We start from the raw sequence: 22,182 nt of genomic DNA, 5'->3' as shown, positions 1-22,182 counted from the left end.
CTACTCCGAACTTAACCATCTGCCTGTTGCATGCCGGTGTCAAGGGCGTTAGAGTTCGCCTACTCCGAACTTCGGCAAGGGTTGAATATGTATGGAGATTAAATTCGGCGATCGGATCAAAGAGCGCCGGACGGCTCAGAAAATGACGTTGGAGCAACTCGCCCAAGCGACCGATTCATCCAAAAGCTATATCTGGGAACTGGAAAACAAGAATCCCCCCAGGCCTTCGGCCGAGAAGCTTTCGGCGATCGCCAAGGCGCTGGACGTGACCGTCGATTACCTCTTCGGCCGTGACGAGCAGACACTGGAGCAGGCGGAAGACAAGGCCTTCTATCGCTCGTATAGCGGCCTCCCGCCGGAGACCCGACGCCAGCTTCGCGAGATGGCTAAGATCCTCGGGACGAAGAAGCCGGAATGACTGATGCCGCCCGGCCTCGCCCCCTCAAGGAGGCCGGACGCATCACGTTGATGCTCGATACGGTACTGGGTGCGGACAGGTTTGATCGCGCGCCCGTCGATATCGAGGCTCTTGCCCTTGAATATTCCGCCAACGTCGCGCCGGACGGCCGGATCCACGAGGTAGTGGAGCGGGATATTCCCGGCTGCGTCGGGGCGCTCGTCTGCAGCGAGGCCCATCCCCGGCAATGGGCGATCATCTATAACCGTGGCCAGTCCGATGGGCGGCGTGCTTTCACCATCGGGCATGAATTCGGCCACTATGTGCTTCACCGACAAATGATCGAGACCGACGCAGCCTACGATTTGGCGATCTACTGCGACGAGGAAGCCGTCACTCAGCGCAGCGGTCAGGGGATCGAGCAGGAAGCCGACGCGTTCGCCGCGGCGCTTCTCATGCCCTTTCACGATTTTCGCGTGCAATTGCCCGCAAAGGCGCAGCCGGATTTCGAGAAACTGGGGGCATTGGCGAAGCGCTACGGAGTGTCGCTCACTGCAGCGATTCTGCGGTGGCTTGAATACACCGAAACCCGAGCGATGCTCGTCGTGTCAAACGAGGGCTTTGCGCACTGGGCAAAGCCCAGCAAGGCGGCGCTTAGGTCGGGCCGCTATATTCGTACAAAGAACGAGGTTTTCGAACTACCGACGCTCGCTACCGCGGTAACGCGGGACTTTAGTCAGGAGGCCAAGGCGGGAATACCACAGGGTGCCGGCGTCTGGTTCCCTGAGCCAGTGGTAGAGATGTGCTTGCGATCCGATCGCTACGACCAGGAACTCACTTTGCTCCATTTTGAAGGCCGCGGTCCTTGGGAACATGAAGAGCAACCGGTTAAAGACACTTTCCACTGCTTTCGAGAGCGCTAACCGGTCGACGAATGAATGGCGGCCTTCGAAAGTATCGCGTTGAGTGCTGAACGACCGCCTTTGGGGCGCCTTTCTGCCCGGCCACTGTCAAACTTGCAAATGGCCGGTTGCGACATATGCGGAAATTCGCTGCGCCGCTGCGGAACGGCGTATGTTGGTCGGGAGCTGCCTAACGCCGGGCGGCACTTTCAATGTCCGCTTCCCGCGAAATGTTCTCTGATTCCGGACAGTCTGGAAGGTCCGACAAACCGCCATTTCATCGGCATCCGCATCTCGTCTGCTCTTGAGCTCCTGGGACAAAACGATAGAACCACAATTAACCCGGATTAGGGCGCGTTGCCGTCGACCGGCCGACCTGCTGGAGTTCGCGGTCAGATGTGCAAATGACCTGCTACCTACGGGCAAGGTTAAGATCGAGCAGCATCGCCAAAGCCTCGTCTTCTATCTGCTCGCTCGCTAAGCCGTATGCCCGCGCCACGGCGCGGTTCAGCTCGTCATGTGCAGCCGTTAGCCATTCAGGACGAGTGTTGTAGAGATTGGTCATCGTCCGGCGTCGAAGTTCGCCGGCGGATCGTTCATCGATAGCAACTCTGCGGCCCGGAAACCCCCCAACGGATTCTGCGACGACAGTCCACAAGCCTTCCGGCCAAAGCCAGTTCTGCCGAAGCCGATCAAGCTCGCCAGCGGCTGCAGCGATTGCGCTGGCCTCAGGGCGAGCCAAAGCTATTTCGAGTGGCAAGTCCGGCGTCATACCGTCGGGAAAGGGGAAGGTCGCGAAGGTAGTGGTGTGGGTGTAGCGAGGCCGGTCCTGTAGATCAGAACCTTTTCTGAGCGACCAAAGCTCGTGAAAGCGACTTTGCAGAATTCCAAACATCAAGTCGTCGTCGCGCGCGATAACGATAAGGTTCTTGTCGGGCAGCGTGGGATAACTAAGCCATGAGAATACCCGGTGTTCGGCGGTCTCAGGAGTAACAATATACCGGCGGAGCGCCTCAATCTGCCGGCGCATCTCCTGTCGCGGCCAGTGAGGTTCCCACCATCGCTCGTGCGCACGTTCCTCGAGATCTTGGCGGTTTTCACGCACCGATTTGCCATTTTCGTCGGGCGTAGTTGCCAAGTGATGGAACGGAGCCTCATACTGTGCGGCCTGGGCCTCGCTAAGACCCAGCGGCAGGTCGATGAACCACATATCTCGCGGCCGCTTTGTCACATCATCGCCGTTCCAGTACGGCTTCAGCACGGCCGCGTTGGCCGCTCCGTTAGGATTGACCGGCTGCGCCATCCATTCTCGCGCGAGATCGCCATGGATATCGAACGGACCACTCTTCTGGATGCCGAGCATCGCCACTCCGACGTTTTGAGCAAGTGGCCTTGCTAAAGTGAGATTGATGCCGGCTGTCAGGTCGGCGTGGATCTCAGCGACCTGCCTGTCATCAAGAATGACGGCATCAGTGGGGTAATTTCCAAAACAGATCAGCGAAACATCAACGGCCGCTCCCTCAATATCCCACCTTTGCTCCGGCCACGCCGCAAATATGCGTGTCGTTTCGACGATGCGATGCATGACATTGAGGTTAGTGTTTTTTCGGATTGAATTAGTGGCCACCAGACCTGCCCGCTGTGACCTCCCCTCAGCGATCATCGTTCGGGCGTTTTCGAACCAAAAGCACACCAGGTCAGTGAAGCCCGGCAAGCGCCCTTCATATAGACGTCGAATGTCCCGAGTCATTTCGCGGCCCAGGCGCCGGTTCATGAGCTTGGCGCCCATATACGGCGGGTTGCCGATAATGATCTCGGCATCGGGCCAATGGGCGGCGGATCCGTCAGCATTAATTAGCGCGTTCTTGTTCTCTATTGTCTCCAGCGGCCGAAGGATCGGCGCGCGGTTAATGTCGAATCCATTGCGAAGCATCCACTGGATCTCTCCGATCCAGACGGAAATTCTTGCGAGTTCCGCCGCGTAGGGATTGAGCTCCATACCTAAGACTGCTTCCGGGCCGATTGTCGGGAACGCACGCTGAAACCCGAGTGCTTCCCCTTCGATCATGATCTGCCACTCAAGCGTTTTGAGTTCGTTCAACGCGAGATACAGAAAGTTTCCTGACCCGCAGGCTGGATCTAGGACACGCATGCTTCGCAGCCGCTCAAGAAAGTTCTTATATTGCTCCTCTCCAAACTCGCGCGCTTCGCGGTAAGCGCGATCGGCTGCACGCAGGCTGCCCCGAACCTGATCAAGTTTCCGGTGCTTGCGCAGCTTGGGTAGGTTCTCGAACAGTTGCAACTGCGCGCTAGCCGTCAGACGGCCACGGACCTCGCGTATTTCCTCCGCTAGCTCCGGAAACTGCGCGGCTATCTCGAGTTCTGCCGCCAGCGCCTGGTAGGCGGGATCGATCCGGCCGGTGATCTCGTCTCGCACCGTCTGCCACTCGAGCATCAAAGGTTCGGTTAGCACCGGACGAATAATCGTCATGATCGTGTCGCGGCTCGTATATTCCGCGCCCAGTTCTTCGCGCTTGTCCGGATCGAGGCCGCGGACAAATAGTGTGCCGAGAATTGACGGATCAATGGCACTCCAATCGCGGCCGGCGGCGCTCAGACATAGCCTGATTTGATCGTGTGTAAGTGGCAGCGCGGTCGCGTTTTCGTCGCTGAATAGGCCCCCATTGAAATGGAGGACCGGCTCAAGACCGAGACGGCCGCCGCTATGCATTTTCGAGAATAAATCGGAAGCAAGCTCGTGAAACTCGCCGTGCCCAGCGAGCGCGGTTTCGAGCACGCGCGTGAACATATTGTCGCGCAGCAGCTTGGCGTCCTCTGCAAACATGCAAAACACGAGCTGGTTCACGAAGTGGGCCACTATCAAAGGTGCGTGTCCCTGCTGGCGCAATGCCTCCGCCAGATCGGCAAATTGCCCGGCAACCTCCTCGGTGACTGCTTCGCGCGTCAGGGTCGGTCGGAAGCGGTCGGGATCAATGAAAAGCCAAGTCAGCTTCTGTCGCGTCTCAGCCAGCGCGAGATCCGAGAGTTCGAATGTGTGAACTTCCGTGACCGTATTGGTCCAGTTTGTTCGGATTACGATCTTGCGAGTGTCTGACACGACCAGGAGTGGCGGATTGCCAAGCGCCGGCGCATACTGCTGAAGCTGCGCGTAGGCAGCTTCGAGATCGCGACCGGGTCCCTTGTATTCCCAAGCGAACGAGTTTTTCTTCCAGACGTCTGCCCACCCACTTCGTCCAGTAGTTTTCTGAGCGCCTTTCTCGAAAGCGTATGTTTCTCCGGTTGGATCGGCTTCCGACGGGCCTTGAACGCCAAGCAGCCGGCACAGATCGAGGAAATGAGATTGCGCGGCTTGGCGCTCGCCAAGCGTACTTTCGCTCCATTTGGCAATGAATTCGCTAGGTTCCATTCCCCCAGCTTTGCCCGTGAAGGAGCCTTAATGAAAGGGGTGTGGCGTTGTGGCATTCATCAGTGGACGAGATCCAGTCACGGCTCTGGCATGCAAGCGAAGCTTGTCGGTGTATTGGCGAATGTGCAAAGGGCAGCACGGCTAAAGCCCGATATCGACTGCTCGGGTCTTTCCTCGTGAGAGTTCACGCTCGGAATCGCGCGCCTGCTTTGCGTCAGGCCCCTTCGACGATCCGATAGCCGCGGCACCTCGCAAACGTTCCGTGACCTCCAACGCCGACGCCTTTTCGCCCTTGTTGCGTGTGACCGCGCCTTCCAGCTTCGCGGCGCTGTCGATCACCAGGGTCAGATGATCGCGCAGACGTGTGACGGTAACCAAAAACGTCTGCTGGTTCGAGAGATTGCGCTCGCGGCTGTCCATGATGGCAATGCCCCGATCGGATGTCAGCCCTTGCGCCATGTGCGCGTTGAGCGCGTAGGCGAGATCGATCCGCTTCAGCATCGGGTCCCCCTCTTTCAGCCGGAGCCGCTCGCCCTTGGATGTCTCCACCGTCACCTGACCCCGCTCGATTGCAACGACTCTGGCGCGGTCGGCATTGAACAGTCCGCGCCGGTGGTCGTTGCGCGTCCAGCGGATCCGGTCGCCGCGGTGAACCTCGAGCTTGCGCCGCTCGAGCAGCGCCAGATTGTCATCCTTGCCGGTCTTTCGCATCCGGCCGGGCCGGAACGCATGTTGGCAGCCGCGATCGTCACGTAGCCGAACGACACCTTTCGCCTCATCGATGCCGCGGACAGCATATTCGCCGGGCTTGAGCCCCAAGGCACGCTCCGCCTTCGCGACCTCAAGCACCATGCCTGGCCGGTAGGCAGCTAGGTAACGCAATTCCTCGCGGGTGAAGTTCACGCGGTCGAGCACCTCGAGCGCGATCTTCTCCGGACCGATTTCCCCGTTCGCTTGCAGGCCGCGTTGGACTGCTTCGTTGACCGCAGAGCGAATCCTGCGGCCTGAGGCATAGATGGCGGTGAACTCGCGCTCAGAGGGCGGCAACGAGAGCCAGCGTTCCGCCGCGACGATCGCTCCATCGCCTTTGGCTTCGATGGTGTGCCCTTTGAGGTGGTCCAGCGCCGATCGCACGAAACCCGCCTGCGCGGCCGCCTGCGCTTGCCGCAGAACGGGATCGCGGCCGCGGAGATTGGTGTTCATTTCTGCCTTGGCGATGCCGCCCCGCTGAAGCAGCGCGAACGGTTTGCCGGCATCGACCGCGCCGAGCTGCTTGCGGTCACCTATCAGGACCAGGCGATGCACGTTGGCCAGGTTGGCGATACGGATCAGCCGCTCCTTGTCGGCGTTCGAAATCATCGAGGCTTCGTCGAGGACCAAAACATGATTCTTAAGGGCCGCCTCCGCCTCGGTTTGGTGCGCGCCACTACCTAGCTCGTCGATCAGCTTGCCCCAGTCCGTTAGGAAGCGAGCGAGCGTCTGCGAACGAATGCCGGTGTCGCCCTCAAGCATCTGCACCAGCGTGTTTTGAACCGCGAGGCCGATCACCGGATGGCCTTCTTCGCGCAGCACTTCGGCTACTGGCTTCAGCAAGCTCGACTTGCCGGCACCCGCAACGCCCTGGACGGCGATCGTGCGGTCGGCCGAGGACAGGATGAGCCGCGCGGCGCCAAGCTGCCCCTCGTTGAGCTTAAACCCGTGATTGATCTCGGCCGAGGCCTGAACGCGACTTTCGGCTTCGTCACCGGCAATGCCGGGCTTGATCGCGCCTTTGCCTTCGGCCGCCCAGGCAAGAATTCGCGTCTCCACTTCGACCGCCTCACGGCTCGCGACCCAGCCCCTGTGCTCGCCCTTTCCTTCAAAAAGGTGACCGGCGCGGACCAGCGACCGGACAGCAGCTTCCACATGGCTGATCGTCGTGGCCAGCCCGAAGTCGAGCGCGGCCTTGTAAAGCGCCTCGCGCTCGAACCCTGCCTCGCGCTGTGAGAGATGGCGCACGCCCGAGGCGACCGCCTGCGCCGCCGCGATGGCTTCGGGACCTTTCTTCAAGACATGGCTCGGCACCAGCGGGTCGCGCTCTTCGCCCGAAATGCGCGCGGCAAATTCCCGCAGGCGGGCGATACCGCGCTCGACCAGCGTCGTCGGGCGCGCGGTCTCCCGCTCCTGCTGCGCGGCCCGCAGATGCGCGGATTCGACCAGCGGCTTGAGGTCGAGACCGATCTTCTTCGCCGCCTGGTCCCAGCGAACGGTGAGCGCGCCGCGGTCCTCGATTGCCTCCTTTGCCGAGCGGGTGACAAGGGTGGCAATTCGCCCGGCCTCCAGTCCCGAGCCGCGGCGCGCATCGAGCACTTCCTGCCGCCGGGTGGAGAAAGCCATCAGCTGCTCGCGACTGATGCCGCGGGCCTCGAAATTGCCATGCTTGAGCGCCGGCCCGGCCTCGTAGCCGAGCTTGTCGACGCTCGTGCGAAAGCGCGCCATCGCAATCGAATTGAGGAGCGTGTTCAACGACCACAGCCGGTCGTTCTTGAGCGTGCGCCACACTCCGTCGGGCCCGCGGGTCACATTGGCGACGACCGCATGAAAATGCAGATTGGGCTCCTGGTTGCGGTTGGTGTCGTGCTGGAACAGACCGATGGCAAGGTTGCCGGTGGCGACCGTGCGCACCTGCCCCTTCTCGACTAGCCTGGTTTCGGCAGCATTCTTTTCCGCCCAGGCGAGCGTCTCGATGACCGCTTCGCGGTAGGCTTCGACGATCCGCTCGTCCTTGCCGAGGAGAGCCAGCAGCGACCAGCTCTTGGGCAGCGAAAAGGTGAGGTCGGTGCCGGGCCGATGCCACTGGCCGTGATTGCCGACGTTCGATCCGTCGGGTAGCTCGCCGCGCAACAGCGCATCGAAGGCTTTGGTCTCGACGCGGCCCTTCAGGCCCAGCAGATCGGCGCCTTTGCCGATCCACTGGCCCGACCGGTCGGCATCGGCTCTGGCGTAGTAATTGTCAGCGGCGAAGTAGCTCGCGGCGGCCGACGGCGAGCGGACATTGGCGACAGAGAGCATTGGCGGCGGATCCCGTTTGGCCCCTCAAGCCTCCCGCCAGGCGATCAGATATCGGGCCCGATATCGCCCAGGTCGCGGTCCTGCTGTTCGCGCGCGGCGCCTCCGAGCAGCGCGCGCTGCTGATCCTCCTGTTGCCGGTGGTCGGCGCAGTTACGATCGCGTGCCGCATCCTGTGAGGTTTGCGGATCAGGGACATCCGGGCGCGACGGCTTGTCCGTCAGGCCGGCGGGTTCTCTTGGGCTCTCCCTGGCTTCGCCCAGCGGCAATTCGGATTGCGCGTGAGCACCGGTTTCCGGCCTGGAGCTAGACCTTGATGCAAGCCGCACGTCAATTGCCGGATCGGAGGGCAAGGACGCCTTGGCCGAGGCTTGCTTGCCGCCTCTTCCCGATTTCGGAGTGTCCGACTGCGCCGCGCGATTGCTCCGCGACGGTGCCTTCTGCGGTTCAACTGATGGGCGATCCTTGCGCGCCAGACGGCGCGGTTCGCCGCCCTCGTCGTCGCTCCCTGCGCGATGCTCCGCATTGCCCCGAGTATCAGAACGATCGCTGTCGCTGCGGTGGGCTGCGCCGGTTCGCGATGGCATCTCACGCGCGATGAACCCTTCGGCAAAACGGGGCCAATCGCGCGGGATCAGCGTGACCGGCGCTGCCGGGAATCCATCCGGAAACTTGATGAAGCCCGACAGGCTGGCAAGCTCCATGAACTCGTCGGGAAGGAGCAGCGGAACGACCTGTCGGCGGGGTGTCAGGCTGACCGCGTCGCGGGCGTTGTTGTAGCCATAGCTGTAGCCTTCTTCCATTTCGCGGACCTCGCGGTGCCCAACGACATCGGAGCACCAGGTCGCGGTTTCACGGTCTGCCGTGGCAAGAATCAGCTTGGTTCTGGCGAGCGAGGACAGGGTCATCGCCATGTTCTCGCCGTAGACCTCCTTGAGCTTGGCGAAGGCATGCACGCCGGTGACGATTGCGCCGCCGAAGTTGCGCGCGGTCTGGAGGCCCTTTTCGAGCGACGGCAGGCGGTGCAGAGCCCCCAATTCGTCGATCAGGAACCACAGTTTGAGGTCGCGCGTGCGCCGCCCGGTCATCAACGTGTTGATCGCGGTATCGAGCCACAGCGTGAGCAACTGCGAGAGCACGCTCATGTCGACATAGCGCGCCGAAAGGAACAGCAGCGAGCCCGGTCCGCATGTCCCCCTGACCCACTTGCGGATCGAAAACGGCTCTCCGTCCGAGGGCAACATTTGCATCGCCTTGGCGTTGACGTTGAACACCGCCCGCACCGATTCCGCCATCTTGGCTGCGCTCGGCGTAGTGATCGGTCCCGCCATCGTGTCCTCGAGCAGCTTGTGCAGATCGGACAGGTCGGCGTTCATCAACTCGTCGGCGAGCGCCTGGTTGCTGCCCCGTCCTTCCGCGGCGAGTTTGATGCAGGTCTCGACGAACATGGTGCGCGCGGCAAGCACCCAGAACTGTTCCGAGCCGCCCCCGTCGTGGGGCACGAGCGATTCCGCGGCGGAATGGAATTCGGCGCGCGAGGTGCAGTCGTTGAACACGCTCCAGCTCGGGCAGCGGGCATCGAGCGGGTTGAGAATGACGTCGCGATCCGCCTCGTAAAAGGTCTCGATGAAGGCCCCAGTGAGGTCGAAGATCACCGCGCGTTCGCCCCGCTCTCGGATTTCGGCTACGAGATCGGTGAGCGCGACGGTCTTGCCGGTTCCGGTGGTCCCGACCAGCATCGCGTGGCTCTGCTCGCGCCGCCACGGCCAGCTCACGCCGCCGAGATGTGCGGGGGTATAGAGCCCCGCTTCGCGCAATGATGCGCGACCGGCCAGACGCCATGACCAACCCATTTCGCTGCCGTATTCGCGCGCCCGTTCGCGGGCGTTGTGCCGGGTAATTTCGAGCTCCAGTTCGGGCAGCGTTGCGAGCGAAGAGCCGCGCACATGCTTCTTCTGTTTCGAGCGCTCGCCGAAGCGTTCGGCAATCCACCAGAAGGCGATGAACAGCGGGACGAGGACCAGGCTTGCCACCAAGAACGTACTCCGCAGCGCCTCCCCGAATGCGGCGACCGCGGCGCGCATCGGCGGGTACTGGGTGACGACCGACATGGGGAAGGCGGCGGTCTCGCCGTCGCCCAGTTTGAGGTGCACGAGCTTGGCGGAATCGAACTCCATGAAACCGTAGGCGGAGGCGTAGAGATGCATCCACAGAAGATAGACCTCTTGCTCGCTGAGCGAGGATTGGACCTCCCACCAGCCAAGGCCGAGTATGACGAGCACGGTGACGAGCAGCGGTCCCTTGAGGCCCGCTGCAAACATGAAGCCGAAGTGGCCCAGCAGCTGGCTACCGCGGGTGAAGTTGACGAGATTATGCTTCATGCTCGCCTCCCTTGCCGGAAGCCGGAATGAGGCCGAGCCGCTCGAGCCTACGGTGATAGGCTGCCAGCGTGCGCTCCCTCAGAGACTCGTCGGAATGGTGGGCCAGCAGCGCGTCGAGCGCGACGGTCGCGAACACCCTCTGCCGCTCGGGATCGACCCCGGTGGGGCGCAGAAGCGCATCGTTGTCGCGGGTCCAGGCGGCGACCAGCAGGTCGCGCACGACGATGCTGACGCTGACCTGCTTGAGGCGCGCCTGGTCCCTGATCCAATCCGCGATAAGCGGCGGAACATAGCTCTGCAGACTTTGATGACGTTGCACTTTTCCAAGCTCCTTGAACGATGAGGAACCTGGTTCACCCTGCGGAAGGCGAGGATCAGACTAAATCACGGGCAGCCTGTAGGAAAACGGAAAGTTCGCCCATCTGTTCAAGGCCTTATGGCAGATTGATTTACGCGCGAATTGCGAATCCGCTTCATGCATCACCGGCAAATCAGTTGCTGCATCTCGCGAAATCGAGATGTATCCCATTGAAGAAACGAGAAAACATTTGGCAGCACCGCTGCGTACGGTGTGCGCGCAGTTGTTCCCTATTTGGACCGAGTTGATCGACCACTTCCCCGCCTGATTTCCGATGGCAAAGGCCTTGGGTTCACTTGGATTGTGCAGCCCATCCGGCGCTTGGAGGATAGGCTTGACCTGAGCCCTTATCAACGCTGAACCCGCCAATTCGTAGCACTTGGCCATCGTATAAGGCGGACTTCGTTCCACAATAGGCAGCACATCTCGATGTGCTGGTTCTGCGGTTTCCGCAAACTAGCGGGAGCCGTCAGCGTTCAGATCGGTGCCCAGATGGCGGCTTAGCCCCTCTTCTGAAAGATTGCTGCCGTTCAGCAAGCGATCCCATGTCAGACGCTCGGCTGCGACCTGCAATTTCTTGAAATCGGTCCTAGTTCAAATGGCGCAGAACGGCTGCATATGGGACTTTGCTGCCATTACCAATCGACCTGTCGAACGGCAGGGTCTGTGACAAGCCGACATTCAGAGTTGGCCGGACCGGCAGCGCAGAATGGCAGAGAATTGGCCGGTTGTTGCTTGGCTGAATTCGGTCAGCGAGAGCCCGAGAGTGACCGTTTATCAAGATCGGAAATTTCAATCCGCCCCTATCCGAAAAACCGGACCTTTAGCGGGACAGCGGCCGCGCCGATCGCTGCCGCATCGCCATCGACCTCGGTGACCAACAATGCTGGCAGCGGTTTGATGAGGCCGCGCCGCGGCACGCTGTAGAATCCGATCGCCTGCACCAACTGGTCAGCCAGCGGCCGCGGCAGCCTGCCGCCCAGCACAATCACCTCGGGATCCAGGACGGCTGAAATGGCAGACACGACGGCGCTCAGCTTGGGCACGACCAAACTCAGCCACTCCGCGATGGCAGGATCGTCCGGGTCGAAGTGCCGGATCATGTCATAGATGTCCCGGTGATGCCGGCCATTTCGCGCCATCAGCACGCGCAGGAGTTCCAGAGTCGGGCGAGTGTCCTGCTGGTCAGGCGGGAGGATCCCGGCAAATTCACCGGCATTGCCGAAAACGCCCGGATACAGCGTTCCGTTGATCACCACACCGCCTCCAAAACCCATGGCGAAAAACAGGTAGGCAAAGGTGGTGTGGCGGCGGCCCACGCCATTCAGCGCCTCTCCCATGGCGGCAACATTGCCGTCATTGTCGACCCACACCGGGCGTTCAAGCGTGTTGGCAAGCAATTGATCCAGATCGACTAGCGCCAGCGCATCGAGCAGTTCGGGCGGGTTTACCTGCCGCCTTGTCCCGGTAAAGGCGCCGGTAACCCCAACTCCTACACCGGCAAGATCGCGGGTCACCAGTCCTGCCGCACCGAGCAGCTCGTCATACAGGGCTCGGCATAAGCCGAGGATCGAGGCCTGATCGAAGGCGACAAGATGCTGCCAGCGGGTGGCAACCACCTCGCCGGCAAGGTTCATGACGGCGCCCGATACGGCGTCGGTCATGATTGAAAGGCCGATGGAATGGGCTGCGCCCCGGTTAAGATCCAGCCGCACGCTGGGCTGGCCGCGTCCCTGAATAACCCGCTCACCCAACGTCAGCAGACCGCGCGCGACGAGCGAATCGACGATGCGCGAGATCGACTGGGCCGTCAGCGTGGTGGCTTGGGTGATTTCGGCTCTGGTCGCAGCCTGTCCCAACCGCACCATCTGGAGCACCTTACGCTCGTTGGCAGACAAGGCGAACCTAGCAACATCGGGCGGCGATGATGATGGCTGCGAAAAGTGCACGGCTTGCATGGTCGACAAGTGACGAAGGCAACTGGGTTGCGCAAGCCCCACCGTCGCCGGCCAATTAATTCACTCACAGTGAAATAGTAATGTCACCAAGCATTGCTAGCGCAGCCGCAGGGCAGAAAGCAGCGGCCAGAAACCACCATCGGCGTGGTGCCATGATCCCACTGCTCGCCGGATTCGATGACAGGGGAAATCTACCAATGACTCACCAAGTCAACACCTGGCCCAGCGCGCCGAGGCTCGTCACGCTTGCCCGGCTGCTGCTCGTCGGCACCAGCCTGCTTGCCGTTGTCCCCGCCGCAGCGCAGGACGCGACGGCGGCCGCCGATGTTGAGGTCGCCTCTGACGACGCCATCGTGGTGACCGGCTTCAAGCTGCAAAACCAGCTGGCAATTCAGGCCAAGCGCGAAAGCGACACCACCGCTGATTTCCTCGCCGCCGACGAAATCAACCGTCAGCCCGACTACAACATTGCCGATGCCTTTCGCCGCGCGCCGGGGGTGTTTACCATCTTCGACGAGGATGAGGGGCGGTATGTCGGAATCCGTGGGCTCAACGCCGATTTTACCGTGGCGCAGCTTGAAGGCGCGCTGATCGCCACCTCCGAACGCGGCAATCGCCGGGTCAACCTCGAAGCAATCCCGTCAAGCGCGGTCAAGCGCCTGGAAATCTTCAAGTCGCGCACCGCCGACATCGAAGGCAATGCGATTGGCGGGACGATAAACCTCATCACCCGCTCGGCGTTCGACACCAACGGCCTTTACCTCGCCGGATCGGCCGCGATCGGGTTCACCGACAATCAGGACGTGCCGGGCGAAGGCGTTGGCCGCAGCAGTGATAATGGCCCATCCTATCGCGGCGAGTTTACCTTCACCGACACCTTCGCCAACGACACGATCGGCGTGGTGCTTTCGGGCGCCTATCTCCAGCGCCGCCGCGATCAGCAGCGCTTCAACGCGGGCACCTACAGCTCGACCCCGCTCAACGACTTCCCGACCGTTCCCAGCGTGATCTATCAGGGCTACCCCAACACCATCGAACGGTTTGGCGGCTTTGCCAAGATCGAATTCGAGCCGAGCGACACCTTCCATGTCGACGCACTCGTTTCCCGTTACACGCAAGAAGATGCAGAGTTGCGGCTGGGCCAGCAGATCAACCTGCGTGGCACGCAGACGGTCAACGGCGATGCCAACAATTTCCCGCAGGGGCAGGCGTTCATTCGCTACAACGACTTCTTCATCGACAAGCCGCTGTTCACCGCGCAAACGCACCTGCGCTGGGAACCGGCGGAAGGGCACGTGGTGCGCGCCGCCGCCAGCTATTCCGAGGCGACCTTCCACGAGCCGTCGAACGAAGTTCTGTTCACCACACCGAACAATCAGACCGCGCTGGGCGGGTCGTATACCTTTGAAGACCTCGCGCCGATCGTGACGGTCAATGATCCTGCCTTTCTGGACAACGGGGCCAATTACCCCTTCACCAGCTACATCTTCTACGAACAGTTCAGCGATGATTTCGTCGAAGAATATTCGGCCGATTACAGCTACAACCGGGCGCGCGGTGATCGCGGGCTGGGATTTGACGCGGGCGTCCAGTTCCGCGAAAACCGCCGCGATTTCGACGAAGATCGGTCAACTTTTCGGCTCGGCTCCGGCAACACCCTGAATGCCAGCGGTTTCATTCTGAACGAAACCTTCAGCGGGCCGTTCAACCAAAACAACCAGCTGCTGCTTGATGGCGGAGCGTTCCTGAACTTCTTCGGGACCAACCGTGCATTGTTCAACGAAACCGTCGCGAACACCGCGGCGGACTATTTCTTCCAGGAAGAGGTGCTCGCCGCCTATGGCCAGCTTGGTTTTCGCGGGGACGGTTTCAATATCCTCGCCGGGCTGCGTTATGAGCAGACCGACACGCTGGTTGAACGCCAGCGCACGGTCAGCGGCGTCGTCGGCCGGGTGGAGCGCACCAACAGCTATGATAACTGGCTGCCTTCGGTCACCGGCTACTACAACCTGACCGACGACCTGCGCCTGCGGGCATCGTGGTTCAAGGCGGTGGGGCGCCCAAATCCGATCGATCTGGCCGGGTCGGAGAGCGTCACCATCGCGGGCGACGGCACCCCGCAATTGTCACGCGGCAATCCTGATTTGCGGGCGCGGGAAGCGGACAGCTTCGATGCCAGCCTCGAATATTACTTTCCCGGCTACCAAGGCCTGATCGCGGTGGCCGTGTTCCACAAGGACATCAACAACGAGATTTTCCGGTTCCAGGATGAAGAAACCATCGATGGCATCGTTACCCTTGTCACCCAGCCGCGCAACGTGTCGCAGGCGCGGCTGACCGGGCTGGAGCTTAGCCTGATCCTCAATGATCTGGGCGAAATGATCGGTGTGCTTCCCGGATTGGGGCTGTCGACCAACTTCACCATGTTCGATGGCAAGGTCGATGTGGTCGGCAATGGCGCCGTGGTCCTGCGCGAACTCGATCAACTGGTGAACCAGCCCAAGCGGGTGTTCAACGCGGCATTGTTCTACAAGCGCGGGCCGTTTGAAACCCGCGTGACCTATGCCAGCGCCAGCGGCGATCCGAGCGCGGTCTCGACCTCGGCAGTGGCCGATACTGATCGCTTCGATGAACCTTACTGGCAATTGGACTGGACCGGACGTCTCAGGGTCACAGAGCAGTTTCAGCTGACCGCCGAGGTGCGCAATATCACCAATGAAACGCGCGGCAATGTGCAGACGACTCCGTTCGGCGATGCCCTGCGCGATTTCAGCCTGTATGGCCGGACGCTGTTCTTCGGGGTGGCGTTCAAGTTCTAGACCAACAATGTCCTGATCGGCGCGGGGCTGGCCTTTGCCTCCCTCGCGCCGTTGGTTCCCGCTACAGGCTACAGGCTACAGGAACGTCGCTTTGCAAACCAAATCCCTTTCTGCGGTCGGCATGGTGCTGGCGTTGCTGGCGGCGACCACGGCCTGCGTCAGCACGGCTGGTGGGCCATCTGCGAGCTTGGCGAACAAGGCAGCCGGGCCGGACGCTCCGGCTGCGGCGATCCGTCCCGGTGTTCGTCATTATGAACTGATCCGCCAAGGTGAATTCTTGATGGTCGCGCAGGTGCTCGAACTGGACCTCACCCGGTCCGATCTGGCGCTGATAACCACCCCGCCCAATCCCGCCGGTGGGATGGAATTCATCGCCAAGCGCACCACGCGGTTCCTTGACGAAACAGGCGCCATCGCGGCGATCAACGCCAGCTACTTTCTGCCGTTTGCCGGGGGCAGCCCGGGGGGTGAGGATTACTATCCCCGCGAAGGCCAACCCGCCAGCGCATCGGGCGCTGTGATCGCCAACGGCGCGGTGGTCTCTCCCGTTGAGACCGATCTCGACATTCGGGTGAACGCGATCGTCTGCTTTGAACGGCTCGCTATCGCCATTGCCGATGGTCAGGCCTGCCCGGCCGGTTTCTCCAGCGGCGTGGCGGCCGGACCGCGGCTTCTGGCAGAAGGCGAACGGCGCAGCTTTGCCGCGTTTGATAACCGCTACGCCTCCACCCCGCAGCCGCGCACCGCTATCGGTGTCTCGGCGGACGGGCGGCGCGGCTGGATGGTGGTGGTCGACGGGCGGCAGAAGGGCTATAGCGACGGCGCGACGCTGCAGGCGCTGACCGATCTGTTTGTCGAACTGGGGGCCAGCAATGCGATCAATCTGGATGGCGGCGGTTCGGCGACGCTGGTGGTGGAAGGCGCGAGCGGTGAGCCGCGCATTCTCAACCGTCCGGTCCATACCGACACCCCGGGACGTGAGCGCCCGGTCGCCAATCACATTGCGCTCGTGCCGATCACGGGCGACAGGTAAAGGAAACCCGCGGTTGCGCCGGATCGCAGTGGCGGCCCTCGCCGTGCTGTTGCCGATAGCGGCCGCCGCAGCCCAGCGCGGCCTGCCGGCCGATTGGCCGGTCTACCAGCCCCCTGAGGTGCAACAACTGGAAGCGGTCGAAACCGCGCGCTTGAGCGCCCGCGAGGCGGGCCAAGGCGTCGCCGTTGACGACGCCCATGTTTATGCGGTCGGCAATTTCGTGATCGCCCGCTATAATCGCGCGACGGGCGAGCGTGAGGCGATCTGGCGCGGCGAGCGCGGCGGGCTGATCGGGCATCTCAATTCCTGCTTCGTCGAAGTCGCTGAATTGTGGTGCGCCAATTCCAATCACCCCCGTTTGCCGTTCGCCAATTCGGTTGAGATCTTCGACAAGACTACGCTCAAACACGCCCGCTCGATCCCGCTCGGGATCATGGACGAAGGCTCGCTGGTGTGGTTCGACCGGATGGGGAGCGATTGGATTGTGGGACTGGCTCACTACAACGACGAAACGGGCCTGGCTTTCAAGAACAACAGTTTCGCTGGGGTGCAGCTGCATGATGAACGCTGGCGGCGCATCGGCGGCTGGGCACTGCCGCCGCAGTTGGTGGAACGCATGGCACCACAGGCGGCCTCGGGCGGGGCGATCGGGCCGGACGGGCTGCTGTATATGATGGGGCATGATCAGCCTGAAATGTATGTGCTGGCCAGACCAACAATGGGCCCCTATCTGATCCACCTCGCTACCATCGCCATCGCTGCCGAGGGGCAGGCCTTCGATTTCGACGAAAGCCGTCCGGGCGAGCTTTGCGCAATCAGCCGGCCAGTCCGTGAAATCCGCTGTTTCCGCCTGCCGCAGGTGAGCATCGATCCCCGCTACGCACGACGCCTGCGCGACTGATCCCTGGGCCATGAATTCGACCGCGTTGTCGATTTACGGCTTCGGCCATTTCGGCAAGAGCCTGCTGTGGATGTCAAGCGGGCTGACCTTCGCCTTTTATCTGACCGAGGTCGCCGGTTTACCCCCTGCGACCATGGGTTGGGTGCTTGCGCTGTCACTACTGGTCAATGCCGCCAGCGACTGGCTGATCGGCAAGGCGCTCGGCCCCTACATTGTGACGATCAGCGCGGCATCGCGATGGCAGTTTGCCGGATCGGGGCTTGCGTCTTGCTGCTTCATCCTGTTTGCCCAGACCGGCACCATCAGTCCCGATTTTCGCACCGCCTACGCGCTGATTGCACTGATTCTGTTCCGGCTCGGCTATTCGCTTTATGATGTGCCGCAGAACTCTCTGCTAGGTCTGGCTGCGGGCGATGATGCCGATCGTTCCCAGATTGCTGCCACGCGCTATGCCGCTGCCGGCCTTGCCACCATCGCCGTCACGCTGTGCCTTTCGGTCTGGATCGTGCAGACCGACATTGCCCGCCGTGAGGCAATCTTCGGTGCGATGGCGATCGTATTTGCGGCCATCGCGTGTGGTTCATCGCTGCTGGTGCGTGCCTATTTTTCGCGCCAGGAGGCGCCTGGCAATGCAGGCTCAAGACCGCCGGGTGGCCCGTCTGCGCTCGACCTCAGGCCCTTGCCGACCGTGCTCGCCTTCGGTGCGATCGCAATCTATTCAACCCTGATGCCGGTGTTCACCGAGCTCAAGGTCTATTTTGCCGCATTCGCACTCCCATCTGAAACGAGCAAGGTCGCGTTCCTGTTGTGCAGTGCGGCCGGGCAGGTTCTGGCCCAGCCGGTCTGGGCATGGATCGGGCGGCGAAGAACGCTGGCTTCGCTGTTCCGCCTGGCGGCGCTGGCGGTGATCGGGGCGGGCCTGTTTTTCGGGATTGCCAGCACGGGATCAGTCCATTGGGTGCTGATTGCCGCCTTCCTGTTCGGTGCTACCTCGAGCGGGCTGTTGATGGCGATCTGGTCAATCATGGGCAATGTCGCGAGCTTTGATCCGGACACCGCCTTGGCCCGGTTCGGACTGTTCACGAGCTGCTCAAAGCTGGCGCAGGCCGCGTCGGTCTTGCTGATCGGCCAGATCCTGACGATCAGCGACTATCGTGACGGCACATTCTGGGTCATGGCCACAGCTATGACCGCGTCGGTTGTGCTCACAGGCATATTGTGTGCGGCGCTCAGCCTCGCAGTAAGCAAGGCTTCGCCCGCGATGACATCCGGTTGAAGGGCGTGGATCGCGGAAATTTACTGCGGTTCGTCTAGACGGGTTCGCGCTTTGTCATCGGCTAGTTCTGGCGAAATCAGTTGTTCAATGGCCGATCGACGGACGGCGTTTGTTGGTCGAGATCTGCCGGAAGGTCTTGGGTCCGGAGCCGTCTCTGCTCGGCACGGGCTGCAAATGGTCGCTTTGCCGCACCTTTCAAAAATTCCTGCCGTTCAAAAAGCGCCCCCGTTCAAGCCACCGCATCCAACCCACTGCGCTGGATGATCGACAGCAGCCGCAGCGCGGGACCTCCCGGCTTCTTCGCGCCGCGTTCCCAGTCCGACACAAGGTTCTTCGACACGTTGAGATAACGCGCAAAGACCGGTTGTGACACATGCTCAGCCTCGCGAATGGCCTTGATCTCGTCGGGCGACAGAACTGGCGCAGGCGCGAGGCAGGCCTCGTCGAACTCGCGCATGGTGCGCTTGTCGATGCTGCCCGCTTCGGACAAGCCTTCCATCATCTCATGGACCGCGGCCATCGCCTCGCTCTTGTAGGTCTTTGCTTTAGCCTTGCTCATCGTCTTGCACCTCGACCAATCGGCCTGCTTCAACTTCCGTTTCGATCTCATCATCGCCCAGTTCCAGCATGATGCTGGCAGCCTTGCGATAGACCTTCAGTTCCGCCGCACTCAGGTTTGCCTTGTCGCTCTTGGCGAAGGCAAACACGAATATGGCCCGCCCGCCCGAGCGGAAGATCAGAATCGAGCGATAGCCGCCCGACTTTCCTCCGCCCTCGCGCGCGATGCGTTGCTTGATGAGGCCGCTACCAAGATCGGCATCGATCAGGCCCGATTCGGCCCTATGCACGGCATCTGCAAGCGTAGCATCGCTGATCTTTTCCTTTGCCGCGAACTTAGCGAACCAGCGGTTGGCGTAGATGCGAATGCGCGGGCTCTCAGTCATGTAGCAACGGCCCACTATCATACTTAGTGTTATGGCTCAATGAATATGAGCCGCTCATGTTTTGCTCGATCAGGTCGCCGATCCGCTGCGCTGCCTCGATCACATGACCATCATCAAGGTGCGCATAGCGGGTCGTGGTGCGCACATCGGCATGGCCCAGAAGCTTGCCGATCATCGGCAGTGTTTCCGAATGGGCGGCGGCGTGGCTGGCAAAGCTGTGCCGCAGATCGTGAATGCGGACGCCGGGTAAGCCCGCCTCGTCGCGCAGCTTGCTCCACAAATTGCCGATGTCGGTGATCGGGCGCTGTGTTGCCGGGTTCCAGAATACATACCGCTGCTTCTCACGGCGCGGCAGCGCGTGGAGGATGGTTGCAGCCGCTTCGGCCAGCCAGACCGTGCGCGGGCCGGTCTTGCTATCGGTCAGCAGCAATCGCCTTCCCCGCACCTCGCTCCATCTAAGACAGGTGATCTCCGACTTGCGGCAGCCGGTCAGGATCAGCAGGCTGATCGCCGCGCAATGCAGCGGAAAGTTTTTGCCGTGCCGGTTGAGCACTTCCCCGATCCGCCTGAACTCTTGATCGGACAGGTAGCGCTCGCACTTCCGCCCCTTGTTCTTGCGGATATAGAGGCAGGGGTTCGACCCTTCGGGCCGCACGCCCCATTGCTCGGCCTTGTTGAACATGGCCCGCAGGATTTCACCGCAACGGTTGGCGGCGCCAGGTCCGCCCGTGTTGGTGATTCGGTTGAACCAATCCTGCACATGGCGTTCCTCGATCTCATCGAGGAACAGGCCTTCGAATGCCCGGTCGAGATATTTCCGCTTGTAGTAGCGGTGAGTGTAGAGCGTGGAGGACTTCCATCTTGGTGATACCCTCTCCCAGTAGGTCTTGAGGAAGTCCCGGTAGGATGGAACCTTGCGGAGCCGCTTGCGCTCCTCCGCCGGGTTTTCGCCGGTATGGGCGCGCAGCAGCACGCGGCGTGCTACATCCATCGCCTGCGCACGGCTGAGCACCTTGGCATTGCCGATCGTCACGGTGCGGGTGCGCCCTTCCATCCGGGTCTGGACGATGTAGACCTTGCGCCCGCTGAGGTAATGCCGGGTGCCAAATCCCGGCAGTTCGCGTGTCCAGCACGTCTTGCGCAGTTCGGCCAGGCCACCGCACTTGCCAATCACATGGAGCCTGAGGTTACCCAGTTCCTCGGCGACGATCCCCCGCGGTGTCAGCGCGTTCACTGCCCGACTCCGATCAAGCGCGCGATGGAGCCGGAAACGCGTTCCGCCGCATCGGCGACGATCTCGTCGGACAGGTGTGCATATCTGGTTGTCGTTTCTGCCAGCGCATGCCCCAGCAGCTTGCCGATCACCATGAGCGAGATGTTGTCGCGGATCGCGACCGAGGCGAAGCTGTGGCGCAAATCATGGAGCCGCACATCCGGCAGGGCCGCGCGGTTACGGATTTTCGACCAGTGAATGCCCAGCGAGATCGGCTTGTCGGGATTTCGGAACGAAGGGAACAGCAGGCCGGTTGCTTTCCGGTCTGGGAGCGATGCTATCACATCGATAGCCTGCCGGTTGAGATAGACGATCTTCGCGCCGGTCTTGCTGTCCGGCAGCATCAGGCGCGGTTCCTGCACCCATTCCCAGCGCAGTTGCTCAATCTCACCGCAACGCGCGCCGGTAAAAATCAGCAACCGGATCGCCGCGACATAGAGCGGTTGCTCAGCCTCATAGTCCCGCAATGCTGTGGCAAGTCGCGCATATTCGTGTGCCGACAAAAACCGCTCCATCGGCTTGCGCTTGTAACGCGGCGTGCCCTTGCAGGGATTGGAGCCGCGCGGACGCAAGCCGAGGCGCTCCGCATAGCCCATCATCACCGAGAACACCGGCAAGGTGCGGTTGAACACGCCGGGCCGCTCGACGAAGCTGTCGCGCCAGAACAGGATGTCGCCCTTAGCCAGGTCGTCAATCCGCCGGTCGCCGAACGCGCCGAGGATTTCCTTGAAGATGGCGCTCTCATTGCGCTTGCGGGTCGATGGCTTCCAGTGCCGTGCGTAGTCCGCCCAGAATCGCTCGGCATAATCACGCAGCAACGGCGCATCGCTCTTCTGCGCAGCGCGGGTCTTCCTGCGCGTCGGCAGCCCATCCAGCGCCACTTCGGCCAGCTTCGCCCGCGCGAGGCGGCGGGCCATGGCAGGTGTGATGTCACGGGAGGTTCCGAGCGACAAGCGCCGCAGCTTGCCGCGCTGGCGGAACAGGACAAACCATGTCCGCCTGCCGCCGGGATTTACCCGCAGGCCAAAGCCCGGCAGGTCGATATCCCAATACTCCCGGATGCGCTTGCCCGGTTTGCGCCGAACGATGTTGCCATTGAGCCGAACCCGATTGCTCGGTTTTGCTTTTTCACCACTCCCGCGCCCATCACCGGATCGGGCTTGAACATGATTCGTGGCTTCATTCGCTGGTAGCAGATAGCCATTTGCTTGCATTGACTTGCTCCTCTTTGTAGAGGAATAACTTCGCGTAACCTATTGCTTAACAATCTCTTTCTGCCGCATGGCGGCGTACGGTGTGCCCACTGTTCCCCATTGCGCGGCCAGTGCCGGAGTTCGAAGACGTTGTGTTCCTGGGAGCATTTGCCGCTCTTCGCACAGGGAACGTGAGCAATCCCTCGCCGGCGAGATTTCAGGCAGCTGAAGATGAGTTCTGCTTCTCCCCGACAAGAGATCGCACCTGCGAA

At 61.6% G+C, this 22,182-nt stretch carries 16 protein-coding genes; 6 read left to right on the top strand and 10 right to left on the bottom strand.

Annotation, left to right across the window (positions count from 1 at the left end; translation table 11 throughout):
• The first annotated feature begins 91 nt into the window (after positions 1 to 91).
• Together GRI40_RS11950 and GRI40_RS11945 are read left to right on the top strand one after the other, a co-directional pair.
• A complete protein-coding gene (locus tag GRI40_RS11950; RefSeq protein WP_202390337.1) occupies positions 92 to 418 on the top strand; it encodes a helix-turn-helix domain-containing protein in 327 nt (108 codons plus the stop codon).
• Positions 415 to 1,320: an ImmA/IrrE family metallo-endopeptidase gene (locus GRI40_RS11945; RefSeq protein ID WP_160611785.1), complete on the top strand. Its 906-nt coding sequence runs from the start codon at positions 415 to 417 to the stop codon at positions 1,318 to 1,320. The genes GRI40_RS11950 and GRI40_RS11945 overlap by 4 nt, the downstream gene beginning before the upstream one ends.
• A 391-nt stretch (positions 1,321 to 1,711) precedes the next feature.
• Here the strand turns inward: GRI40_RS11945 and GRI40_RS11940 are convergent, their stop codons facing one another.
• From GRI40_RS11940 to GRI40_RS11915, 6 genes are all read right to left on the bottom strand, one after another.
• A complete protein-coding gene (locus GRI40_RS11940; protein ID WP_160611784.1) occupies positions 1,712 to 4,726 on the bottom strand; it encodes a class I SAM-dependent DNA methyltransferase in 3,015 nt (1,004 codons plus the stop codon).
• A gap of 141 nt (positions 4,727 to 4,867) precedes the next feature.
• Complete coding sequence (gene mobF / locus GRI40_RS11935) at positions 4,868 to 7,777, bottom strand: MobF family relaxase (RefSeq protein WP_160611783.1); 2,910 nt, start codon at positions 7,775 to 7,777, stop codon at positions 4,868 to 4,870.
• A 44-nt stretch (positions 7,778 to 7,821) separates the two neighbouring features.
• The gene (locus GRI40_RS11930) at positions 7,822 to 10,155 is read right to left on the bottom strand and encodes a type IV secretion system DNA-binding domain-containing protein (protein WP_160611782.1); all 2,334 of its coding nucleotides are present in this window, start codon (positions 10,153 to 10,155) and stop codon (positions 7,822 to 7,824) included.
• Complete coding sequence (locus GRI40_RS11925) at positions 10,145 to 10,474, bottom strand: hypothetical protein (protein WP_160611781.1); 330 nt, start codon at positions 10,472 to 10,474, stop codon at positions 10,145 to 10,147. The genes GRI40_RS11930 and GRI40_RS11925 overlap by 11 nt, the downstream gene beginning before the upstream one ends.
• A 60-nt stretch (positions 10,475 to 10,534) precedes the next feature.
• Positions 10,535 to 10,900 (bottom strand): hypothetical protein, encoded by a 366-nt coding sequence (locus tag GRI40_RS11920; RefSeq protein WP_160611780.1) that lies wholly within the window; start codon positions 10,898 to 10,900, stop codon positions 10,535 to 10,537.
• A gap of 416 nt (positions 10,901 to 11,316) precedes the next feature.
• Positions 11,317 to 12,471 carry an ROK family transcriptional regulator gene (locus GRI40_RS11915; protein ID WP_160611779.1) on the bottom strand — a complete coding sequence of 385 codons (1,155 nt, stop codon included), beginning with the start codon at positions 12,469 to 12,471 and terminating at the stop codon, positions 11,317 to 11,319.
• A gap of 197 nt (positions 12,472 to 12,668) precedes the next feature.
• Between GRI40_RS11915 and GRI40_RS11910 the strand changes: the two genes are divergently transcribed.
• From GRI40_RS11910 to GRI40_RS11895, 4 genes are read left to right on the top strand one after another with little or no spacing between them, the layout of a single operon-like run.
• The gene (locus GRI40_RS11910; protein WP_160611778.1) at positions 12,669 to 15,290 is read left to right on the top strand and encodes a TonB-dependent receptor; all 2,622 of its coding nucleotides are present in this window, start codon (positions 12,669 to 12,671) and stop codon (positions 15,288 to 15,290) included.
• A 34-nt stretch (positions 15,291 to 15,324) separates the two neighbouring features.
• Positions 15,325 to 16,323, top strand: coding sequence for a phosphodiester glycosidase family protein (locus tag GRI40_RS11905; protein WP_160611777.1), 999 nt, complete (start codon positions 15,325 to 15,327; stop codon positions 16,321 to 16,323).
• A 13-nt stretch (positions 16,324 to 16,336) separates the two neighbouring features.
• Positions 16,337 to 17,224, top strand: coding sequence for a hypothetical protein (locus GRI40_RS11900; RefSeq protein WP_160611776.1), 888 nt, complete (start codon positions 16,337 to 16,339; stop codon positions 17,222 to 17,224).
• 10 nt (positions 17,225 to 17,234) lie between these two features.
• Positions 17,235 to 18,500, top strand: coding sequence for an MFS transporter (locus GRI40_RS11895; protein ID WP_160611775.1), 1,266 nt, complete (start codon positions 17,235 to 17,237; stop codon positions 18,498 to 18,500).
• Positions 18,501 to 18,729: 229 nt separating this feature from the next.
• Here the strand turns inward: GRI40_RS11895 and GRI40_RS11890 are convergent, their stop codons facing one another.
• Genes GRI40_RS11890 through GRI40_RS11875 form a run of 4 tightly spaced genes read right to left on the bottom strand, consistent with a single transcriptional unit; the run spans position 18,730 to position 21,931 of the window.
• Positions 18,730 to 19,059, bottom strand: a complete 330-nt coding sequence (locus tag GRI40_RS11890; RefSeq protein WP_160611774.1) for a helix-turn-helix domain-containing protein — start codon at positions 19,057 to 19,059, stop codon at positions 18,730 to 18,732.
• Positions 19,046 to 19,444, bottom strand: coding sequence for a type II toxin-antitoxin system RelE/ParE family toxin (locus GRI40_RS11885; RefSeq protein ID WP_202390336.1), 399 nt, complete (start codon positions 19,442 to 19,444; stop codon positions 19,046 to 19,048). The genes GRI40_RS11890 and GRI40_RS11885 overlap by 14 nt, the downstream gene beginning before the upstream one ends.
• Positions 19,437 to 20,678, bottom strand: a complete 1,242-nt coding sequence (locus tag GRI40_RS11880) for a tyrosine-type recombinase/integrase (RefSeq protein WP_160611773.1) — start codon at positions 20,676 to 20,678, stop codon at positions 19,437 to 19,439. The genes GRI40_RS11885 and GRI40_RS11880 overlap by 8 nt, the downstream gene beginning before the upstream one ends.
• The gene (locus tag GRI40_RS11875) at positions 20,675 to 21,931 is read right to left on the bottom strand and encodes a tyrosine-type recombinase/integrase (RefSeq protein ID WP_160611772.1); all 1,257 of its coding nucleotides are present in this window, start codon (positions 21,929 to 21,931) and stop codon (positions 20,675 to 20,677) included. Before GRI40_RS11875 ends, GRI40_RS11880 begins: the two co-directional genes overlap by 4 nt.
• Positions 21,932 to 22,182: the final 251 nt, after the last annotated feature.

Origin of the sequence: Tsuneonella aeria (assembly GCF_009827495.1) — a bacterium.
Lineage (GTDB): Bacteria > Pseudomonadota > Alphaproteobacteria > Sphingomonadales > Sphingomonadaceae > Tsuneonella > Tsuneonella aeria.
This window is presented reverse-complemented; position numbering and strand designations above follow the sequence as displayed.